This window comes from Pectobacterium actinidiae (assembly GCF_000803315.1).
Lineage (GTDB): Bacteria > Pseudomonadota > Gammaproteobacteria > Enterobacterales > Enterobacteriaceae > Pectobacterium > Pectobacterium actinidiae.
Genome location: NZ_JRMH01000001.1, coordinates 512,375 through 530,832 on the forward strand (window position 1 = coordinate 512,375; position 18,458 = coordinate 530,832).

At 54.3% G+C, this 18,458-nt stretch carries 14 protein-coding genes; 9 read left to right on the forward strand and 5 right to left on the reverse strand.

The genetic code is table 11. The annotated features are described in order from the left end of the window. The first annotated feature begins 77 nt into the window (after positions 1-77). Positions 78-1,544: an alpha/beta hydrolase gene (locus KKH3_RS02170; RefSeq protein ID WP_039355361.1), complete on the forward strand. Its 1,467-nt coding sequence runs from the start codon at positions 78-80 to the stop codon at positions 1,542-1,544. 44 nt (positions 1,545-1,588) lie between these two features. Here the strand turns inward: KKH3_RS02170 and fucO are convergent, their stop codons facing one another. Next, the gene (gene fucO / locus KKH3_RS02175; protein WP_039355362.1) at positions 1,589-2,740 is read right to left on the reverse strand and encodes a lactaldehyde reductase; all 1,152 of its coding nucleotides are present in this window, start codon (positions 2,738-2,740) and stop codon (positions 1,589-1,591) included. Between the two features lie 561 nt (positions 2,741-3,301). Between fucO and gcvT the strand changes: the two genes are divergently transcribed. From gcvT to gcvP, 3 genes are all read left to right on the forward strand, one after another. After that, the gene (gcvT, locus tag KKH3_RS02180; RefSeq protein WP_039355364.1) at positions 3,302-4,417 is read left to right on the forward strand and encodes a glycine cleavage system aminomethyltransferase GcvT; all 1,116 of its coding nucleotides are present in this window, start codon (positions 3,302-3,304) and stop codon (positions 4,415-4,417) included. A 62-nt stretch (positions 4,418-4,479) separates the two neighbouring features. Beyond that, positions 4,480-4,875, forward strand: a complete 396-nt coding sequence (gene gcvH / locus KKH3_RS02185) for a glycine cleavage system protein GcvH (protein WP_039355367.1) — start codon at positions 4,480-4,482, stop codon at positions 4,873-4,875. A gap of 98 nt (positions 4,876-4,973) precedes the next feature. Beyond that, positions 4,974-7,844, forward strand: coding sequence for an aminomethyl-transferring glycine dehydrogenase (gcvP, locus tag KKH3_RS02190; protein WP_039355368.1), 2,871 nt, complete (start codon positions 4,974-4,976; stop codon positions 7,842-7,844). Between the two features lie 350 nt (positions 7,845-8,194). Here the strand turns inward: gcvP and KKH3_RS02195 are convergent, their stop codons facing one another. Then, positions 8,195-8,614: a type II toxin-antitoxin system YafO family toxin gene (locus KKH3_RS02195; RefSeq protein ID WP_039355371.1), complete on the reverse strand. Its 420-nt coding sequence runs from the start codon at positions 8,612-8,614 to the stop codon at positions 8,195-8,197. Further along, positions 8,599-9,198 carry a hypothetical protein gene (locus tag KKH3_RS02200; protein ID WP_039355373.1) on the reverse strand — a complete coding sequence of 200 codons (600 nt, stop codon included), beginning with the start codon at positions 9,196-9,198 and terminating at the stop codon, positions 8,599-8,601. The genes KKH3_RS02195 and KKH3_RS02200 overlap by 16 nt, the downstream gene beginning before the upstream one ends. 237 nt (positions 9,199-9,435) lie before the next feature. Here KKH3_RS02200 and KKH3_RS02205 point away from each other — a divergent pair, with 237 nt between their 5' ends. The 5 genes from KKH3_RS02205 to KKH3_RS02225 all read left to right on the forward strand — a co-directional run bounded on the left by KKH3_RS02205 (position 9,436) and on the right by KKH3_RS02225 (position 14,554). Continuing rightward, complete coding sequence (locus KKH3_RS02205) at positions 9,436-10,308, forward strand: carbohydrate ABC transporter permease (protein ID WP_039355375.1); 873 nt, start codon at positions 9,436-9,438, stop codon at positions 10,306-10,308. After that, positions 10,298-11,173, forward strand: a complete 876-nt coding sequence (locus tag KKH3_RS02210) for a carbohydrate ABC transporter permease (protein WP_039355378.1) — start codon at positions 10,298-10,300, stop codon at positions 11,171-11,173. The genes KKH3_RS02205 and KKH3_RS02210 overlap by 11 nt, the downstream gene beginning before the upstream one ends. Positions 11,174-11,341: 168 nt before the next feature. Then, positions 11,342-12,166, forward strand: coding sequence for a phosphodiesterase (locus KKH3_RS02215; protein ID WP_039355380.1), 825 nt, complete (start codon positions 11,342-11,344; stop codon positions 12,164-12,166). Beyond that, positions 12,166-13,254 carry an ABC transporter ATP-binding protein gene (locus tag KKH3_RS02220; protein WP_039355382.1) on the forward strand — a complete coding sequence of 363 codons (1,089 nt, stop codon included), beginning with the start codon at positions 12,166-12,168 and terminating at the stop codon, positions 13,252-13,254. The genes KKH3_RS02215 and KKH3_RS02220 overlap by 1 nt, the downstream gene beginning before the upstream one ends. Beyond that, a complete protein-coding gene (locus tag KKH3_RS02225) occupies positions 13,247-14,554 on the forward strand; it encodes an ABC transporter substrate-binding protein (RefSeq protein ID WP_039355384.1) in 1,308 nt (435 codons plus the stop codon). The genes KKH3_RS02220 and KKH3_RS02225 overlap by 8 nt, the downstream gene beginning before the upstream one ends. A 284-nt stretch (positions 14,555-14,838) precedes the next feature. Here KKH3_RS02225 and KKH3_RS02230 read toward each other — a convergent pair whose 3' ends face one another. After that, a complete protein-coding gene (locus tag KKH3_RS02230; protein WP_039355386.1) occupies positions 14,839-16,101 on the reverse strand; it encodes an MFS transporter in 1,263 nt (420 codons plus the stop codon). A 94-nt stretch (positions 16,102-16,195) separates the two neighbouring features. After that, on the reverse strand, positions 16,196-18,340 hold the full coding sequence (locus KKH3_RS02235) for an alpha-galactosidase (RefSeq protein WP_039355387.1): 2,145 nt from the start codon (positions 18,338-18,340) through the stop codon (positions 16,196-16,198). Between the last annotated feature and the right edge of the window lie 118 nt (positions 18,341-18,458).

Genomic DNA, 18,458 nt, shown 5'->3' on the forward strand with positions numbered 1-18,458 from the left:
AATAATACGGTGTGTGTCCGCATGATTTTCTTTAGAATCATCTGCGTCGCTACACGGTAACGGTAAGGGAAACGAGCATGCTAATGAAATCAGCCCGGCGCATTGTCAGACGTGGGCTCATTGTGATTGGGGTGATCGCGATGACGCTGCTGGCTATTCGCGTTTATGATACGCAAAGCGGGCCGCCGCTTGCACCCTGGCATACCTATGTGCCGGATGAACTGTCCGCTGATGCGTTGGATAAAAGCGATTGGACTGCGTATGTAAAGCAGGAAGCGCTCATCTTCGAGCAGGTTAATCAGCACGTCACGCAGGAACTGGACGAAGATGAACAGCGTCCGGTCAACCGCTACTTTTCGGGTAGCCCGGTTTATCCTGGGAAATTTCAACATGACTGGAATCGTTCCTATGAACTGTCGCCGGAAGGGGAACTGAAAGGCGCGGTAGTGATGTTGCACGGCCTGACCGATTCCCCCTATAGCTTGCGACATGTTGCGGAGCGTTATCGCCAACGTGGTTTTTTCGTGGTCGGGATTCGTTTACCCGCTCACGGGACGGTGCCGGGGGCACTGACCGATGTGGAATGGGAAGATTGGCTAGCGGCTACGAGGCTTGCTGTGCGTGAGGCGACGTCACACCTGACAGTGCGACAGGGCCAAAGGCTGCCGCTGCATATCGTCGGCTTTTCCAACGGTGGTGCGCTAGCGCTCAAGTACGCACTGGATTCCTTAGATAATCCCGCGCTGGTGCGTCCTGACCAGCTCATCCTGATTTCCCCGATGATCGGCATTACCAGCTATGCGCGCTTTGCGGGACTGGCTGGGTTACCCGCGATTTTTCCCGCCTTTGCCAAATCTGCCTGGCTGGGTATTTTGCCGGAATTTAATCCCTTCAAATACAATTCATTTCCGGTAAATGGTGCGCGCCAATCCTGGCTGTTGACGCATGAACTTCAGAGTCAGCTAAGCCGAAAAGCGCAGGCGAACACGTTGGTTAATCTGCCGCCGGTGCTGACGTTCCAGTCGGTGATGGATTTCACCGTTAGTACGCGTGCCGTTATTACGGCGTTCTATAATTTGTTGCCTGCTAACGGCAGTCAACTGGTACTCTTTGATGTAAACCGTACCGTCAATTTTGGCCCGCTTCTGCGTGAGTCGACGAATGGTGCTGTCAGCCAACTGCTACCTGCCGTTCCACGCCATTACGATACAACGGTGATATCCAACGCGGCCCCGCATAGTTCGCGTGCCGTAGCGTTTGATGTCGCCGCGGGGACGACGCAAGAACAGACGCGCGAGTTGGGAATGGATTATCCATCTGACGTGTATTCACTATCGCATGTGTCGCTGCCGTTCCCGGATTCAGATTCGCTGTATGGCCGTTTCTCACAGAACCCTACCGAGTTTGGCTTGCCGCTGGGGAAAATTACCCCAAGAGGAGAACGTGCTGCGCTGGTGGTCGATCTGGATACGTTGCTGCGACTGTCATCGAATCCGTTTTATCCCTACTTGATCCAACGTATTGAAGAGAAGATCCCACGATAGCGAACGGCCACCCGCAGGATATCGCGGGTGGCGTTGAGATATTCTCAATAAATAGATCGATATAGCGCTTTGATCTCGTCGATGCTGGTATCGCGTGGGTTACCGCCGGTGCAGACATCGTCAAAGGCGGCCTGCGCCAGTGCGGGGATGTCCTCTTCCCTCACGCCGACATCGCGCAGTCTCGGTGGAATATCTACATCGTGAGAAAGCTGCCGAACGGCGTGAATCGCCGCTTCCCGCGCCTGAGCAATCGGCATCTCTGTCGCGCCTTTTACTCCCATTGCAACGGCGATATCCCGGAATTTTTCACCCGTGTAATCGGCGTTGTAGGCCATGATATGCGGCAGCAGGATCGCGTTAGCGACGCCGTGTGGCGTGTTGTAGAACGCGCCGAGCGGGTGCGCCATACCGTGTACCAGCCCAAGTCCGACGTTCGAGAACCCCATGCCGGCGATATATTGCCCCAGCGCCATCTCTTCCACGCCTTTCGGTTTCCCGGCAACGGAATCGCGCAATGAACGGCTGATCATTTCAATGGCCTTCAGGTGCAACGTATCGGTGAGTTCCCAGGCGGCTTTGGTGGTAAAGCCTTCAATGGCGTGCGTCAGGGCGTCAATCCCCGTGGCGGCTTTCAGCGAGGCAGGCATGCTCATCATCATATCGGGATCGACGATGGCGACAATCGGGATGTCATGCGGATCGACGCACACGAATTTGCGGCGTTTTTCTTCATCAGTGATGACGTAGTTGATGGTGACTTCTGCGGCTGTACCGGAGGTGGTCGGGATCGCGATAATCGGGACGGCAGGGCATCGGGTGGCCGCAACGCCTTCCAGACTGCGGACATCGGCGAATTCTGGGTTATTGATAATAATTCCGATAGCCTTACAGGTATCCTGTGGTGAACCGCCGCCAATCGCGATCAGGTAATCGGCCTGTGACGCTCTGAAACGCTCGACGCCCCTTTCCACCACGGCGATGGTTGGGTTGGGAATTACCTCATCGTAGATATCGTAGGGTAACTCTGCCGCGTCCAGCTTCGCCGTGACGTTGGTCGCGACGCCAAATTTAACCAAATCCTTGTCCGTCACCAGCAGCGCTTTCCTGAACCCTCGCCGTTTTACCTCATCGACAATATGGGCAATCGCGCCTGCGCCAAAGTAGGACGTTTCGTTAAGGATCATTCTGTTAGCCATCATCTCTCTCCTAATCACGTTTGATTTTGATAAAGCGAAAAATACATGCTGCGCAATTCCTTGCGGATAGTGTGGGAAACATGGGCTATCAGCGCCTTCCGTCAGGTGCCATGTCATTTTGTTCGCTGGCACTGAGGTAAAGATGCCCGAGAAGCGGTTCACAAAATCGTGATGATGGCGGCATGAGAGAGGGAGTAAGGCGGGGGACGTTATTGGTTTTTGATTGAGAAAATCTAATTTAAGCGTGTTTTTGTCATTATATTATCTAATCCGAATGGCGTTTTTAGTTGGGTGTCATTGCCTATGTTATCCAGTTTTAATGTCATTAATTTGTGTTTTTATCTGATTTAAATAATTTACGTGCTTAATTTTGTTAATTAATAAGCATATTACGCTGCTTTGTTTTTTGTGAATGGCTCGACTTTCTTTGTCTTCTATATAATTTATCTTATGACTGAGAGAGTGGTTTAACCTGAGCTTCGGTGGTAAGTTCAATCATAAGATATCGTTTGCGTAGTGTGTTTTATCGCCTGAACGCCATGCGCTGAAGAGGGATGAGAAATGGCAAAGCAGACCCCGTTGTACCAACAGCATCTGACCGATGGCGCCAAAATGGTGGATTTTCATGGTTGGATGATGCCACTGCACTACGGCTCCCAACTGGACGAACACCATATTGTGCGTCGGGAAGCTGGCATTTTTGATGTTTCCCACATGACCATCGTCGATTTGCACGGTGCGAGAACGCGTGAATTCCTGCGTTATCTGCTGGCGAATGATGTCGCCAAACTCACACAGCCGGGCAAAGCCCTGTACACCGGCATGCTGAATGCCTCCGGCGGCGTCATCGACGATCTGATCGTTTACTTTCTCACGGAAGACGAGTTCCGACTGGTTGTGAACTCCGCGACGCGTGAAAAAGATCTCGCCTGGATCGGGCAGCACGCTGCGCCGTTCGGGGTTGAAATCCGCGAGCGCGACGATCTGGCGCTGGTTGCGGTGCAAGGTCCGCAGGCGCAAGAAAAAGTTCAAGAAGTCCTGAAGGCAAAAGGCCTGAGTGATGCCGAGGTGGCAGCCGTTGCGAGCATGAAGCCGTTTTTTGGCAAGCAGGCGGGCGACTTCTTCGTCGCCACGACGGGTTATACGGGTGAAGCGGGTTATGAAATCGCGCTGCCGAATGAGCGGGTGGTCGATTTCTGGCAACAACTGCTGGCGGTTGGTGTGAAGCCATGCGGGCTGGGCGCACGTGATACGCTGCGGCTGGAAGCGGGGATGAATCTGTACGGTCAGGATATGGACGAGGGCATTTCGCCGCTGGCGGCCAATATGGGCTGGACAATCGCCTGGCAGCCGGAGGATCGCGCGTTTATCGGGCGTGAGGCATTAACGCATCAGCGTGAAAAAGGGACCGATCAACTGGTTGGTTTAGTGCTGACGGAAAAAGGCGTATTGCGCAATGATTTACCTGTGCGCTTTACTGATAGTGGTGGCGTCATGCGCGAAGGGGTCATCACCAGCGGATCGTTCTCGCCCACGCTTGGCGTGAGCATTGCGCTGGCGCGTGTTCCGGTGGGGATAGGTGAACAAGCGATGGTGCAGATTCGTAACCGCGAACTGCCTGTTCGCGTGACCAAGCCCGGCTTTGTTCGTGCCGGAAAAGCCATCGTTCAGTATTAATAGCGGCTTGCCTGTAAAAAAGATAAGCGTATGGGATTAACGACTTTAGGAAAGGGGACGCAATGAGCAACGTACCAGCAGAATTAAAATACACTACGTCGCACGAATGGGTACTGCATGAGGGTGACGGTATCTACAGCGTAGGCATTACTGAACATGCGCAGGAACTTCTGGGTGACATGGTCTTTATCGATTTGCCGGAAGTGGGCACGATCGTCGCCGCAGGTGATGATTGTGCGGTGGCGGAGTCGGTAAAAGCGGCGTCGGATATTTATGCGCCTATCAGCGGTGAGGTCGTGGAAGTTAACGACGATCTGGAAGGTTCCCCTGAACTGGTCAACAGCGCACCTTATACCGACGGCTGGCTGTTCCGCATCAGAATTTCTGATGAGTCTGATTTGGACGAACTGCTTGATGCCGAAGGCTATCAGGCTTCTTTGGAAGAAGACGACGAGTAGTTATCGCGCCCCGGCCTCTATGCCGGGGCGTGTTGTTTTATGCGCCCGCGTCATCTTCAGCGCGGCAGCGATCACGATTGATCCAGGAAATTACTGTAATGACCCAGACTCTCAGTCAACTCGAACATGACGGCGCGTTTATCGAGCGCCATATCGGTCCTTCCGTCAGCCAACAGCAGCACATGCTGTCGGTGGTGGGGGCGACGTCGCTGGATGCGCTGATCCGCCAGATTGTCCCAGTGGACATTCAATTGCCCAGCCCGCCAGCGGTGGGAGAGGCCGTGACGGAACATGAAGCGTTAGCTGAGCTGAAGGCCATTGCAGGACGAAATCAACGTTATAAAAGCTACATCGGTATGGGTTACAGCGCGGTGTTGATGCCGCCGGTCATTTTACGCAACGTGCTGGAAAACCCAGGCTGGTACACCGCCTATACGCCGTATCAGCCGGAAGTCTCTCAGGGGCGTCTTGAAGCGCTGCTGAATTTCCAGCAGGTCACACAGGATTTAACCGGTCTGGATTTGGCCTCCGCCTCATTGCTGGATGAAGCGACCGCTGCGGCGGAAGCAATGGCGATGGCGAAGCGCATCAGCAAACTCAAACAGGCTGAACGTTTCTTCGTCGCTGACGACGTGCACCCGCAAACGCTGGACGTAGTGCGTACTCGTGCGGAAACTTTCGGTTTTGACATTGTTGTCGGTAAGGCTGAAGAAGCGCTGAAAGACGATGCGGTGTTTGGTGTGTTGCTGCAACAGGCCGGGACAACGGGCGAACTGCACGATTACAGCGACCTGATGGCGGCGCTGAAAGCGCGTAAGGTCGCCACCTGCGTGGCGTCGGATATCATGGCGCTGGTACTGCTGACCGCGCCTGGCAAGCAGGGCGCGGATATCGTCTTCGGCTCTGCACAACGCTTTGGTGTGCCAATGGGCTACGGTGGGCCACACGCGGCGTTCTTTGCCTGTCGAGATGAACATAAACGTGCCATGCCGGGACGCATTATCGGTGTGTCGCGTGATGCGGCAGGCAACACCGCGTTGCGCATGGCGATGCAGACGCGTGAACAGCACATTCGCCGCGAGAAGGCGAATTCCAATATTTGTACCTCGCAGGTGTTGCTGGCCAACATTGCGGGGATGTATGCGGTATTCCACGGGCCGGAAGGGCTCAAACGTATCGCAGGGCGCATCCATCGTCTGACCGATATTCTGGCCGCAGGATTAACGCAGGGCGGATTACTGCTGCGTCATCGTAGCTGGTTCGACACGTTGACCATTGAGGTTGCGGACAAAGACGCCGTGCTGAGCCGGGCACTAAGTTTTGGCATCAACCTGCGCAGCGATTTGGCGAGTGCCGTGGGTGTTACGCTGGATGAAGCAACCACGCGTGAAGACGTGCTGGCGCTGTTCGCGGTGCTGTTAGGTGACGATCACGGGTTGGATATCGACGCGCTTGATGCGGCCATCGGCCAGAAAACGGCGACGATCCCAGCTGGGCTGGTGCGCCACGACGCGATCCTGTCGCATCCGGTGTTCAACCGCTACCACAGCGAAACCGAGATGATGCGCTACCTGCACCGTCTGGCACGTAAAGATCTGGCACTGAATCAGGCGATGATCCCGCTCGGTTCCTGCACCATGAAGCTCAACGCGGCGGCGGAAATGCTGCCGATTACCTGGCCGGAATTTGCCGAACTGCATCCATTCTGCCCGCCGGAACAGGCGCTGGGCTATCGCCAGATGATCGAACAGCTCTCAGGCTGGCTGGTACAACTGACCGGCTATGACGCGGTTTGCATGCAGCCCAATTCGGGCGCGCAGGGTGAATATGCGGGGCTGCTGGCGATCCGTCGCTATCATGAAAGTCGTAATGAAGCTGGCCGTAATCTCTGTCTGATTCCCAGCTCCGCCCACGGTACTAACCCAGCCTCAGCGCAGATGGCGGGGATGGACGTGGTAGTCGTTGCCTGTGACAAACAGGGCAATATCGATCTGCACGATCTGCGTGAAAAAGCGCAGGCGGCGGGCGAACAGCTTTCCTGCATTATGGTGACCTATCCATCCACCCACGGCGTCTATGAAGAGACGATCCGTGAAGTGTGCCAGATCGTACATCAATACGGCGGCCAGGTGTATCTGGACGGTGCCAATATGAATGCGCAGGTCGGTATTACCACGCCGGGTTACATCGGCGCAGACGTGTCGCACCTGAACCTGCATAAAACCTTCTGTATTCCGCACGGCGGCGGTGGGCCTGGCATGGGGCCGATTGGGGTGAAAGCGCATCTGGCACCGTTTGTGCCGGGGCATCAGGTGGTAAAAATCGAGGGCGTGCTGACGGAGCAGGGCGCGGTATCGGCGGCGCCGTTTGGCAGTGCCTCCATTCTGCCGATTAGCTGGATGTACATCCGCATGATGGGCGCGGAAGGGCTGAAACAGGCTAGCCAGATGGCGATCCTGAATGCCAACTACATCGCGACGCGCTTGCAGCAGGCGTATCCGGTGCTCTACACCGGCCGTGATGGTCGCGTGGCGCACGAGTGCATTTTGGATATCCGTCCGCTTAAAGAGAGCACGGGGATTAGCGAAATGGATATCGCCAAGCGCCTGATCGACTACGGTTTCCATGCGCCGACCATGTCGTTCCCGGTCGCGGGCACGCTGATGGTGGAACCAACGGAATCGGAAAGCCAGGTCGAGCTCGACCGCTTTATCGACGCGATGCTGGCCATCCGTGCCGAAATCAACCGCGTCGCGCAGGGCGAATGGCCGCTGGATGACAACCCGCTCGTGAATGCGCCGCACACGCAGGCGGAGCTGGTGGCTGACTGGGCGCATCCATACAGTCGCGAGCTGGCGGTATTCCCGGCAGGCAGCGAACACAAATACTGGCCGAGCGTGAAGCGTCTGGACGACGTTTACGGCGACCGTAACCTGTTCTGCTCGTGTGTGCCGATGAGCGAGTATTAATTAGATAATGTCTATACCCTAAATAGTTCGAGTTTCAGGACAAAACGTTAACGTTTTGAACAACGCGAAGCGTTAGCCCTCTAGGACGATGCTCAGTAATGAGCATCGTAACGCGGCAAGAGAAAGAATCCCGATGAGCTTACTCAGGTAAGTGATTCGGGTGACAAATCTGCCGGGAGCAGATTTGAACGCAGCCAACGCACATGCAACTTGAAGTATGATGGGGATATAGGCCTCGCATGTGTTTTAACGCATGCGAGGCCTAATTTATTTGGCTCTACGGGGAGTTTGAAACTGATACCAGAAGGAATTTTTGGTTTATTCAATCATTCCTCAATATTCAGCCTCTCTTATTTATAACAAGAGAGTGAATTAAGCTGTCTTTCATTTAGAGACTGAAATTTGCTTTCCGTTATTTTTATAATGGTGGGTAATAGCTTCTTAATTTTTTCATGACCATCTGGCTTAATAATCGCAATCACTTGAATATGCAGGGGATGGATATTGTGTATCGCAAACACTAAAAAATTATCACTTACTCTGCGATGAAGAAGTTGTGATGCAGGCCACGGGGTCTCTTCTCCTGGAATACGAATATGAGATTTGTAAATCCCAGAAAGGGTCGATTGAGGTGAACGTTCAAAGCCCCCCATCTTTCCAATATATGCAGAGACTTTGCCGTTGTTTTTATAATTTGCTAATGCTTTAGCAAAGAAATTTTCCAATTGACCTGCGGCGGCATCAACAATAATGCTTACGCGGTTTTCCATGCTGGCGGCTCCATGCCAAGTCTTTTGTGGTTGTCTTCAACTGACTTTTTGAAAGCAACTAATTCTTCATCACTAAATTCCTCTGCTTCTTCATATTCAAGAGGAAGAAACTGAGTGCCGAGAGTGGCTAAAGCCATAGTCAACTTCTTGTATTCAATGAACGTGTTGATCGCGTAGTTTTTCATTGTCATAAGCGTGGTGAGATGTGGTAACCAGGCTTTGTTATTTTCGGCAACAAAGAAGGTATAAAGAAGCCTCGTTATGCCATGATCTATCTGATTGACCTGATCGTGTAGCTTGTCGATGTCACTGCGCTGAATGTCTAGTGCCGCAATGTCCTCATCAGTTCCATTGCTAAGAATATCGATAAACTCTTTATATTTTTCACAGCACCTTTCAACGGGAGCCATGACTCTGTAGATGACCTTCAGTGCATCGGATGCTTGTTTTTTCGAGATAGAATTCCCGTGACTTCTATCAAAGTCAGATATGGATCGCTCAATAGGCTGAGACACGTTATTGAAAACGCTCTCTATCTTATCCGGCCCTTGGTTGACGATAGCCATAGCTTCAAGCCCTAGCATGATTGATTCCTTATAATTTTACAGGTTAAAAATGATACAGCAAAGTTAATCACTCTTCCCAGACGTATTTTTAGGGACTTCGAGCCTTCCCGCAAATCACCAGCCAACATGGAGATAAACCCTTCGCAGGCATATTTTCCCAATTCGAAAACAAACTGTCATTAAACTGACGCCCCACTGACACGCTAGCGTTCTAGGGTAAGGCCTCTGTGTTTCACACTGAGCGACCTTTGAGTTATGCGTGCAAAATGCTTTCCCTATCTTGTGCTGTTGCCAACGCTGGTTTTTTTGCTTGCCTTCACCTATTTCCCCCTGTTGCGTTCGGTCATCGATAGCCTGTATGACACGCGGCTGAATGCTGATACGCCGCTGTTCGTCGGGATGGATAATTTTGTGCGTCTGGTGCAGGACGCGGTGTTCTGGCAGGCGTTGCTGAACAACGTGCTGTACATCCTGATGACGGTAGTGCCCGGCGTGCTACTGGCGCTGTTGCTGGCGGTGCTGCTGTGGGAAAACACGCGCGTTAACCGCTGGCTGCGTACTGCTTTCTTCTTTCCGATGATTATTCCGCTGGTGAGCGCCGCGACGCTGTGGTTGTTCATCTTTATGCCGGGGCTGGGGCTGCTGGATTACTCTCTGGCGAAAGTGTTCGGCCTGATGAACAACAACTATCTCGGTATGAGTGACAGTGCGCTGGTGGCGGTGAGCATCATCGGTATCTGGAAATTCGCGGGCTACTACATGCTGTTTTTTCTCGCCGGTCTGCAAGCCGTTTCTGCCTCCGCACGCGAGGCGGCGTTAATGGAAGGAGCTTCCCGGCGTCAGGTGTTTTTCTACGTCACGCTACCTCTGCTGCGACCCACTATCGCTTTCGTGGTGACCATCGCTTTTATCTACGCCATTACCCAAATTGACCACGTTGCCGTGATGACGCGAGGCGGGCCGAATAACGCGACGACCGTGCTGCTCTATTACATCCAGGATCTGGCGAATGACACGCACGATCTGGGCAAAGCTTCCGCGGCCACCTTCCTGACGCTGGCGATGCTGTTCGCCTTTTCCATTATGAATCTGAAAGTGCTGGAGAAAGGGGCGCATTATGAACGTTGAAACTCTGAATACTGGCGTTCGGAATAGTGCAAACCGCCATCCGCTGCGCGTCACGACGCGATTCACGCTACCGCTGCTGCTGATTTGCGCCGCGCTACTGTGGGTCAGCCCGTTTATCTGGATGCTGTCTGCTTCCGTCAGCACCAGCAGCTTTGGCGTAGACATGGCCTCGCTGTTGCCGCGTCTCCCACTGACATTCGATAACTTCCGCGATGCGTGGGACAGTGCCGACTGGCTACGGCTGTACACCAATACGCTTTTCTTTGCGGTCGGCACGTTTCTGGTACAGCTAGTGACGATCACCACGGCGGGCTACATCTTTGCTTACCACGAATTCCGCGGCAAAACGCTGCTGTTCTACCTGTTGCTGATTCAAATGATGATTATGCCCGTCGTCATGATGGTGCCGAACATGATGACGCTCAAACAGCTTGGCCTGCTCAATACGCTGACCGGCGTGATGATGCCGTATTTCGCCTCGGCGTTTGGCGTGTTTCTGATGCGTCAGGCGTTTCTCAATATCGCCAAAGAGATCGAAGAAGCCGCGTTGATGGAAGGCTGTCGCTGGTGGCAGGTGGTGTTTCACGTCCTGATTCCGATGACCTGGCCGTCGATTCTGGCCTTCGCCACGGTCAGCATTACCTATCACTGGAACGAATATCTCTGGCCGCTGATGGTGCTTAACGATCCAGACAAACAGGTGCTGACCATCGGGCTGGTGTCATTTGCCATGGGCGCAGAGTCCGGCGGGCAGTGGGGATTAATCTGCGCGGGTACGCTACTGGTGTGCCTGCCACTGATGGTGGCTTTTGTCGTGTTCCAGAAGCAGTTCCTGAGCAGCTTCGGCTTCTCGGGCATTAAGTGAATCGCTGTAAGGCTATGCGGGTAATACGGATGACTTGAGCCCGTTGTTAGGGGAAATACAGGGGGAGGCTCCCGCAGGGGGGCCTCACCCCTGTGGTCGCCCCGTGTATCTCGATCCTTACACGATCGGCGTTCGCCAATGGGCGAAATAACGATAGAGGTGGTGGTTATGTTGCTGGCACAAATTTCCGATCTGCATTTTCGCAGTGAGGGTCGCAAGCTCTATGAATTTATTGATATTAACGGGGAAAATGCCAAGGTCATTAACCAGCTAAACGCGCTGAGTGAGCGGCCGGACGCGGTGGTGATCAGTGGCGACATCGTCAACTGCGGAAGCCCGCAGGAGTATCTGGTGGCACAGCGCGTGTTGCAGATGCTGGATTACCCGCTGTACGTGATTCCGGGCAATCATGACGACAAGCCGCATTTCCTCAACGCGATGCGCCCGCTTTGCCCGCAATTGGGCGATGATCCAGAAAACATTCGCTATGCGGTGGATGACTTCCCGATGCGCCTGCTGTTCATCGATACCAGTCTGGCTGGACAGGCGAAAGGCTGGCTGACGCCGTCCACGCTGGGTTGGCTGGAGCAGCAATTGCAGGATCACTCAACGCGTGAAACGGCGATCTTCATGCACCATCCACCGCTCCCGCTGGGATCGGCGCACATGGATCGGATCGCCTGCGAAAACGGAAGCGAGCTGCTGACGCTGATCGAACGTTTTCCGCAGCTTACGCGCATTTTCTGCGGCCATACGCACCGCCTGATTATGACGCAACATCGGCAGGCGATTATCGCCACGGTGCCTGGCACCGTCCATCAGGTGCCGTATTTCTACTATGACGACACGTCCTACTACAACCTTGAACCCGCCAGCGTGGTCATGCACCGCTATGTGCCGGTAACCGGGCTGGTGAGCTACAGCCAATCGATCGCGTCGTACCCAGGGCCTTACCTCTACGATCCGCGTATCAGCTGTCCGGTGGATGCGTAATGGCTGTGATTCAGTTACGTAACATCAGCAAACGCTTCGAGCACATGCAGGCGCTGGCGTCGCTGTCGCTGGATATCGCTGACGGTGAATTTCTGGTGCTGGTCGGGCCGTCCGGCTGTGGCAAAAGTACGCTGCTGCGTATGCTGGCGGGTCTGGAAGAGGTGAGCGACGGGCAGATCCTGCTGGGCGAGGATGACATTACGACCTGGAGCCCGAAGCAGCGCAATTTCTCGATGATCTTCCAGAATTACGCGCTGTTCCCGCACCTGACGGTCGAACAGAACATCACGTTTGGAATGCGGATGCGCGGCGAGCCGAAGGCGGAGTATCCACAGCGCGTGCAGCGCGTTGCCAGCCTGCTCCAGCTTGAGCCATTACTCAAACGCAAACCGGGAAAACTGTCCGGTGGTCAGCGTCAACGCGTGGCGATGGCGCGGGCGATCGTGCGCGATCCACGCTTGTTTCTGATGGATGAACCGCTGTCGAATCTGGATGCACGCCTGCGTAGCGACGTGCGGGATGGCATTATGGATCTGCATCGACAGTTGAAAACCACCACCGTTTACGTCACGCACGATCAGATTGAGGCGATGACGATGGCGGACAGAATCGCCGTGTTGGATCGCGGCGTACTGCAACAGGTCGGCACGCCGGAGCAGTTGTATTCTCACCCGGCTAACGTCTTTGTCGCCGGATTTATCGGCACGCCCGCGATGAATCTCATGACGTTGCCTTGTTCCGATGGTCACGTGTTGTCACAGACATTGCCTGTGGCGCTGCCTGCCAGTGAAGAAACGCGTTCATTAACCAGTGTGCTGCTCGGGATCCGCCCTGAGCATATTACCGAACACGCCGCGTCAGACGGCGAGTTGTCATTGCCGGGAATAGTGAAACAACGGGAGCTGTTTGGCGCGGAGTATCTGATTTATGTGGATACGCCGTTGGGAAATATGCGCTACCGTCGGCCAAATCGCGATGGCGTGCCGGATGTCGGCGCATCCATTGTGCTTCATTTTTCACCGCAGGATTGTCATTGGTTTTCCGGGCAAACCGCCCGTAATTTATCCCAGGAGAAAAGAAATGCGTAAGCCCCGTATGATGGCGCTGGCGATAGCCTTGCTGATGTCTGGCTCCGCGTTGGCAAAACAAAGCATCGACTTCATGTTTCCCGCGCCAGTTGATGGCAAGCTGACGATGGAAATGACGCGCATCATCAAGGAGTACAACCAATCGCAGGATCAGGTTGACGTGCGTGGGATCTTCACCGGCAATTACGATACGACCAAAGTGAAAGCAGAAGCGGCCGCTAAAGCGGGCGATCCTCCGGCGTTGGTGATTATGTCGGCAAACTTTACTGCCGATCTGGTCATCAAAGATGAAATCCTGCCGATGGACGAGCTGTTCAAGTTCGGCAATGAAAAAGCCACGCCTTTCCTGACCAAAAACTTCTGGCCTGCGCTGCATCAAAATGCGCAGGTGATGGGCGTGACTTATGCGATCCCATTCCATAACTCGACGCCAATCCTCTATTACAACGAAGACATGCTGAAGAAGGCGGGCTTTAACGAACCGCCGAAAAACTGGGATGACGTGATTGCGGTCGCGAAAAAACTGACTGACCCGGCGAAAGGGCAGTGGGGCATTATGATTCCGTCGACGAACGATGACTACGGCGGCTGGATGCTGTCTGCGCTGACGCGTGCCAACGGCGGGGCATATTACAATGCCGATTATCCCGGCGAAGTGTATTACAACACCGCATCGACGAAAGGTGCGCTCCAGTTCTGGCGTGATTTGGTGTACCGCGACAAAGTGATGCCCGCTGGCGTGCTGAATTCCAAACAGATCAGCGCCGCATTTTTCTCCGGCAAGCTGGGTATGACGATGCTGAGCACCGGTGCGCTGGGCTTTATGCGTGAAAATACCAAAGATTTTCAGTTGGGTGTGGCGATGATGCCGGAAAAAGAACGCCGTGGCGTAACCATCGGCGGGGCGAGTCTGGTGAGCTTCAAAGGGATTTCTGAGGAGCAGAAAAAAGCGGCCTGGCAGTTTATGAACTATCTGGTTAGCCCGGAAGTCAGCGGAAACTGGAGTCGTTTTACCGGCTACTTCGCCCCGCGCATGGCAGCCTACGATCTGCCAGAAATGAAAGACTATCTGGCGAAAGATCCGCGAGCGGCCATTGCTCTTTCACAACTGCAATATGCCCATCCGTGGTACGCCACCTATGAAACGGTCGCGGTACGCAAAGCGATGGAAAATCAGCTGGCAGCGCTGCTAAACGATCCGGCGAAAAAGGTCGATGACGCTGCCGCTGCTGCACAAAAAGAGGCGGATGGCATCATGAAGCCTTACGTGGATAAAACGGCATTGCGTGACGTGAAATAAGGAAGTTCCGCCCCGTTGATACTGACTCAACGGGATGTGAGCGTTGAAAAACGGTTCTGAGCGATTAACAAACCTATTGGCAGAACGAAAACGGTGATGATGGGATAGAAGAGTAAAGCGTCCGCGCCAAGGACAAAGGCGTCAGGAACGCCTTTGAACGTCGCTTGCGACGGCCCTGAAAGGGTGAATCTCAGGGATGAGATTCATATCTGCGCGGCTCGAGCTTACAGGGATGTATTCACAGCGTCTTTACGATCTACCCATTATCACCGCCCGACTCACCTTTAATGCGCAGCCTGAGAACTCATCCCCGCCGAGCTACGTGACGATGACAGCGTAAAGGCGGAGATCGCGGTAAAGGTGATCGCGATACCCCCTAGAATAAGGTAAGTCTGGTTGAAACCGATGCGGTCATACAGATTGCCCGCAGCGGAGGAGAGGAATATCGCCATAAACTGCTTGGCGAACTGGAAGCCCACCAGATAAATCGTGGCCGACAAGCGCGAATCAAACGTATTGGCGATGTATTTGAAGATCCCGATGAGCAGCAGCGGTATTTCGAAGGCGTGCAGCATTTTCAGGATGATTACTTCTGTGACGGATGTGGCACAGGCCGATCCCAAGATCCTGATCGACATAATTGTGCCTGCCACTAAAAGCGCATTTTTAGCGCCGATCCGGTTAATGATCCAGGGCGTGCAGAACATCACCAGCGCATTCGCGGCTTCCCCTGCCGTGGTGACAAAACCAAAGATCTGGTTGCCCTGTTCCTGTGAACTAAAGAACGATTTAAAGAAATTAGCGAATTGCTGATCGTAGACGTCATAAATACAGGCGACACCAACCACGTACAGCACCAGCAGCCAGAACTGACGGTTAGCCAGCAGACCTAATGCCAGCTTCACACTAAAAGGTGAGGCATTGGCCCCGAGTGAGTCCATGACAGCAGCGGTCGGGTTGCTTTCCGTCTTCGCCAGACACAGCAACACGATCAAAATAATCGCCGAGCCGGATCCCATCCAGAACACGATATCGGGGTTGATGTTAAACAACATGCCTGCCGTTGAGGCGCAAATTCCCCAGCCAAAACAGCCAAACATGCGCGCCTTGCCGTACTCAAAGTGGTGCTGTCGGCTGATGCGTTCGATATAGGCTTCAATGGCCCCGGCACCCGCGCTGAAAGAGAACCCTATATACAGGCCGCCGACTAAAGCACCCAGTATCACGTTGATTTTTAAAAGTGGGGCGAAGACATACAAAAAGAAAGGGGCAAAGAAGAGCAACAGCACAGAGATCACCCAGAGCAGGTGCTTCTTCATGCCCAGCTTGTCGGACAGAATGCCGAGGAAAGGCTGAAACAGGATCGCGAACAGGGACAAACTGGAGAAAACGATGCCAGTATCGGTCTTGTTAAGCCCGATAACGTCCGCCAGCCAAATCGGCAAAAACGGAAAGCACGTTGCCATGATAAAAAAATAAAGAAAGAAGAATGCGCCGAAAATCCAGAAGTTACGGTTATTTTTGTAATAGCACGAGGTAGTAGGCATCTTTATTTCCCCCCAAGAGGGTAGCGAGCATCATGACGCGGGACGTTGCAGTCCCGCGCGGCCGTGTTGCGAATGTCTAGAGCAAGTGAAAAGGCTAGCTGCCAGCCGTCTCTGCTACTGCGGAAAGTGCGACCAGAATGGCGGTTTCCGGCGTCAGTACGGGTAGAGCAAGGCCCGCCTGCATCAGCCAGTCGCCAGAAACCACGATCGGCTGACGTAGCCAGGGCGGGAGTTCACGCATGGTGCCACCGCCTTCTTGTACCGTTTTGATTTCCGGGCCGTCCAGCAGTGTGACTTCATAGCGTGCGTCAGGTAGCAGGCCGGGGAAGCGTAGCGTACCCGCCAGTGAATAATCTGGCATACGCAACTGGGCTATCTGGAAAACCGCGTGCTGGCGATCGTGGCTTACCACACCGGCAACCTGTGTCGTATCGTCCGGCATCTCGACCCGCCAGGTGGTGCCGCTGTGCAGCAGCGGACGCAGCCTTTTGTGCAGTTGGATGTAGTGGCGATAGCCTTCCAGCTCGTCGTCATCGGCCTTCACGGGATCCAGCTCGATGCCCATGTGGCCGAACAGGGCGGTCAGGCCGCGAAAGGCGATGGTGTGGCGCCGATAGGTGGCGTGACAGCGGGCGTGCCCGATGTGTTGCCCCATCACCTCCGGTGGGAAGAAGTAGCTCATGCCGCGCTGGATAGTCTGGCGCTCCAATGCGTCGTTGTTATCCGACACCCAGAAACGCTGGGTACGCTCCAGCACGCCGTAATCGATGCGGCCACCGCCGGAGGCGCAGGATTCAAATTCGACATGCGGAAAGCGCTGACGCAGGGTTTCAAGCAGACGATAGAACTGTCGGGTTTGCGCATCGGCGGCCAGACGCCCCTCATGGCCGGGCTGCACCAGCTCGCGGTTCATATCCCACTTCACATAATCGACAGGGTGTTCGCCCAGCAGCCAGCTCAGCCGCTCCAGCAGATAAGCGAAAGCCTCGGGCTGGTTTAAATTCAGCACGTACTGGTAGCGGCCCGTTGGCTGCGCGTAGCCGGGCAATTGCAGCACCCAGTCAGGATGGGCACGGAACAGGTCGGAATCGGGGTTAATCATCTCCGGTTCGACCCAAATGCCGAACTCCATTCCCAAGGCTTTGACATGCTCAATCACGGGCATCAGCCCGTTAGGGTATTTTTCCTCGTCCAGATACCAGTCGCCGAGTGCGGCTTGGTCATGGTGACGCCCACGGAACCAGCCGTCATCGATAATAAAGCGCTCTACGCCGACGTCGGCGGCTTTGCTCGCCATCTGCATGATGTAATCGGGGTCATGATCGAAATAGATCCCTTCCCACGTATTGAGGTGTACCGGACGTGGTTTATCGCCGCAGAATGAGATCAGGGACTGGCGCAAGAAGGTGTGATAGCGCTGGCTCATGCCGTTTAAACCGGCATCGGAGAAGGCGGCGTAGACCCACGGCGTGGTGAGGGATTCCGACTGTGCCAGCGTGATTTCACCCGGCAGATACAGGGCTTCCGCCTGTACGACGCGACGGCCATCCGTTTTGATATCGGCACGCAGGCGATGGTTGCCGCTCCAGCCTAAATGCACGCCCCAGACAGCGCCACGCTCTTCGCTGAATGCGGACTCGCCAAGGATAAAGGCGGGGAAATACTCGTGGGAACTTCTTCCCCGACGGCTTTCCTGAATAAAACCGCCATGCTGCAACGTGAGGCGGTGAGTCTGAAACTCGCGCAGCCAGCGGCCGTGGAAAGCCATAACGTCGCTCGCCCGTTCCGGGACGGGCAGCGTGACGGCGAGGCGCTGTACTTGCCAGGCATCCGCACGCAGATTCTCTAGCGTATGGCGCAGTTGCAATACATCGGTCTGCGGATCCAGACGCAGCTCGCTGATCAGGCGAAGCCCTGCCTGTGCATCTTCCGCCGTGATGGTGAGCGTATTGTCCTGAACGTCAGTCTGCGTCGTCGTGAAGATCGGCGCGGCGTCATAGCCTGAACGGTGTCCCTCAATACCCGGTGAACCGAATTGGCCACGCCCGTATTCCATCGCCAGCGTCAGAGGAAGATCCACATCCAGACGACCGTTAGCGACAGGGCGTTGCAGAGAAATGATATCTTCTGGCGAAAAACCACGCAGCCGTGGCCCCCAGTAGAGAATTTCTGCTGCCGGGGCGCAGCGTACGATGACATCGCACTGCGCGCTGGTTAATTGGACAATATCACGCTTCATGAGGAAGACTCCAAATTACGATGACTCAATAACGAATAGTGGATCTCAGTGAAAACTTAAACGTTTAAGTCATCAACTTAAACGTTTAAGAAGTGTGATGTTGTTAAAATAATTGCCA

Excerpts from the sequence above, each read along its gene's own strand:
- KKH3_RS02170 (WP_039355361.1), top strand. The coding sequence starts at position 78 with ATGCTAATGAAATCAGCCCGGCGCATTGTCAGACGTGGGCTCATTGTG.
- fucO (WP_039355362.1), bottom strand. The coding sequence starts at position 2,740 with ATGGCTAACAGAATGATCCTTAACGAAACGTCCTACTTTGGCGCAGGC.
- gcvT (WP_039355364.1), top strand. The coding sequence starts at position 3,302 with ATGGCAAAGCAGACCCCGTTGTACCAACAGCATCTGACCGATGGCGCC.
- gcvH (WP_039355367.1), top strand. The coding sequence starts at position 4,480 with ATGAGCAACGTACCAGCAGAATTAAAATACACTACGTCGCACGAATGG.
- gcvP (WP_039355368.1), top strand. The coding sequence starts at position 4,974 with ATGACCCAGACTCTCAGTCAACTCGAACATGACGGCGCGTTTATCGAG.
- KKH3_RS02195 (WP_039355371.1), bottom strand. The coding sequence starts at position 8,614 with ATGGAAAACCGCGTAAGCATTATTGTTGATGCCGCCGCAGGTCAATTG.
- KKH3_RS02200 (WP_039355373.1), bottom strand. The coding sequence starts at position 9,198 with ATGCTAGGGCTTGAAGCTATGGCTATCGTCAACCAAGGGCCGGATAAG.
- KKH3_RS02205 (WP_039355375.1), top strand. The coding sequence starts at position 9,436 with ATGCGTGCAAAATGCTTTCCCTATCTTGTGCTGTTGCCAACGCTGGTT.
- KKH3_RS02210 (WP_039355378.1), top strand. The coding sequence starts at position 10,298 with ATGAACGTTGAAACTCTGAATACTGGCGTTCGGAATAGTGCAAACCGC.
- KKH3_RS02215 (WP_039355380.1), top strand. The coding sequence starts at position 11,342 with ATGTTGCTGGCACAAATTTCCGATCTGCATTTTCGCAGTGAGGGTCGC.
- KKH3_RS02220 (WP_039355382.1), top strand. The coding sequence starts at position 12,166 with ATGGCTGTGATTCAGTTACGTAACATCAGCAAACGCTTCGAGCACATG.
- KKH3_RS02225 (WP_039355384.1), top strand. The coding sequence starts at position 13,247 with ATGCGTAAGCCCCGTATGATGGCGCTGGCGATAGCCTTGCTGATGTCT.
- KKH3_RS02230 (WP_039355386.1), bottom strand. The coding sequence starts at position 16,101 with ATGCCTACTACCTCGTGCTATTACAAAAATAACCGTAACTTCTGGATT.
- KKH3_RS02235 (WP_039355387.1), bottom strand. The coding sequence starts at position 18,340 with ATGAAGCGTGATATTGTCCAATTAACCAGCGCGCAGTGCGATGTCATC.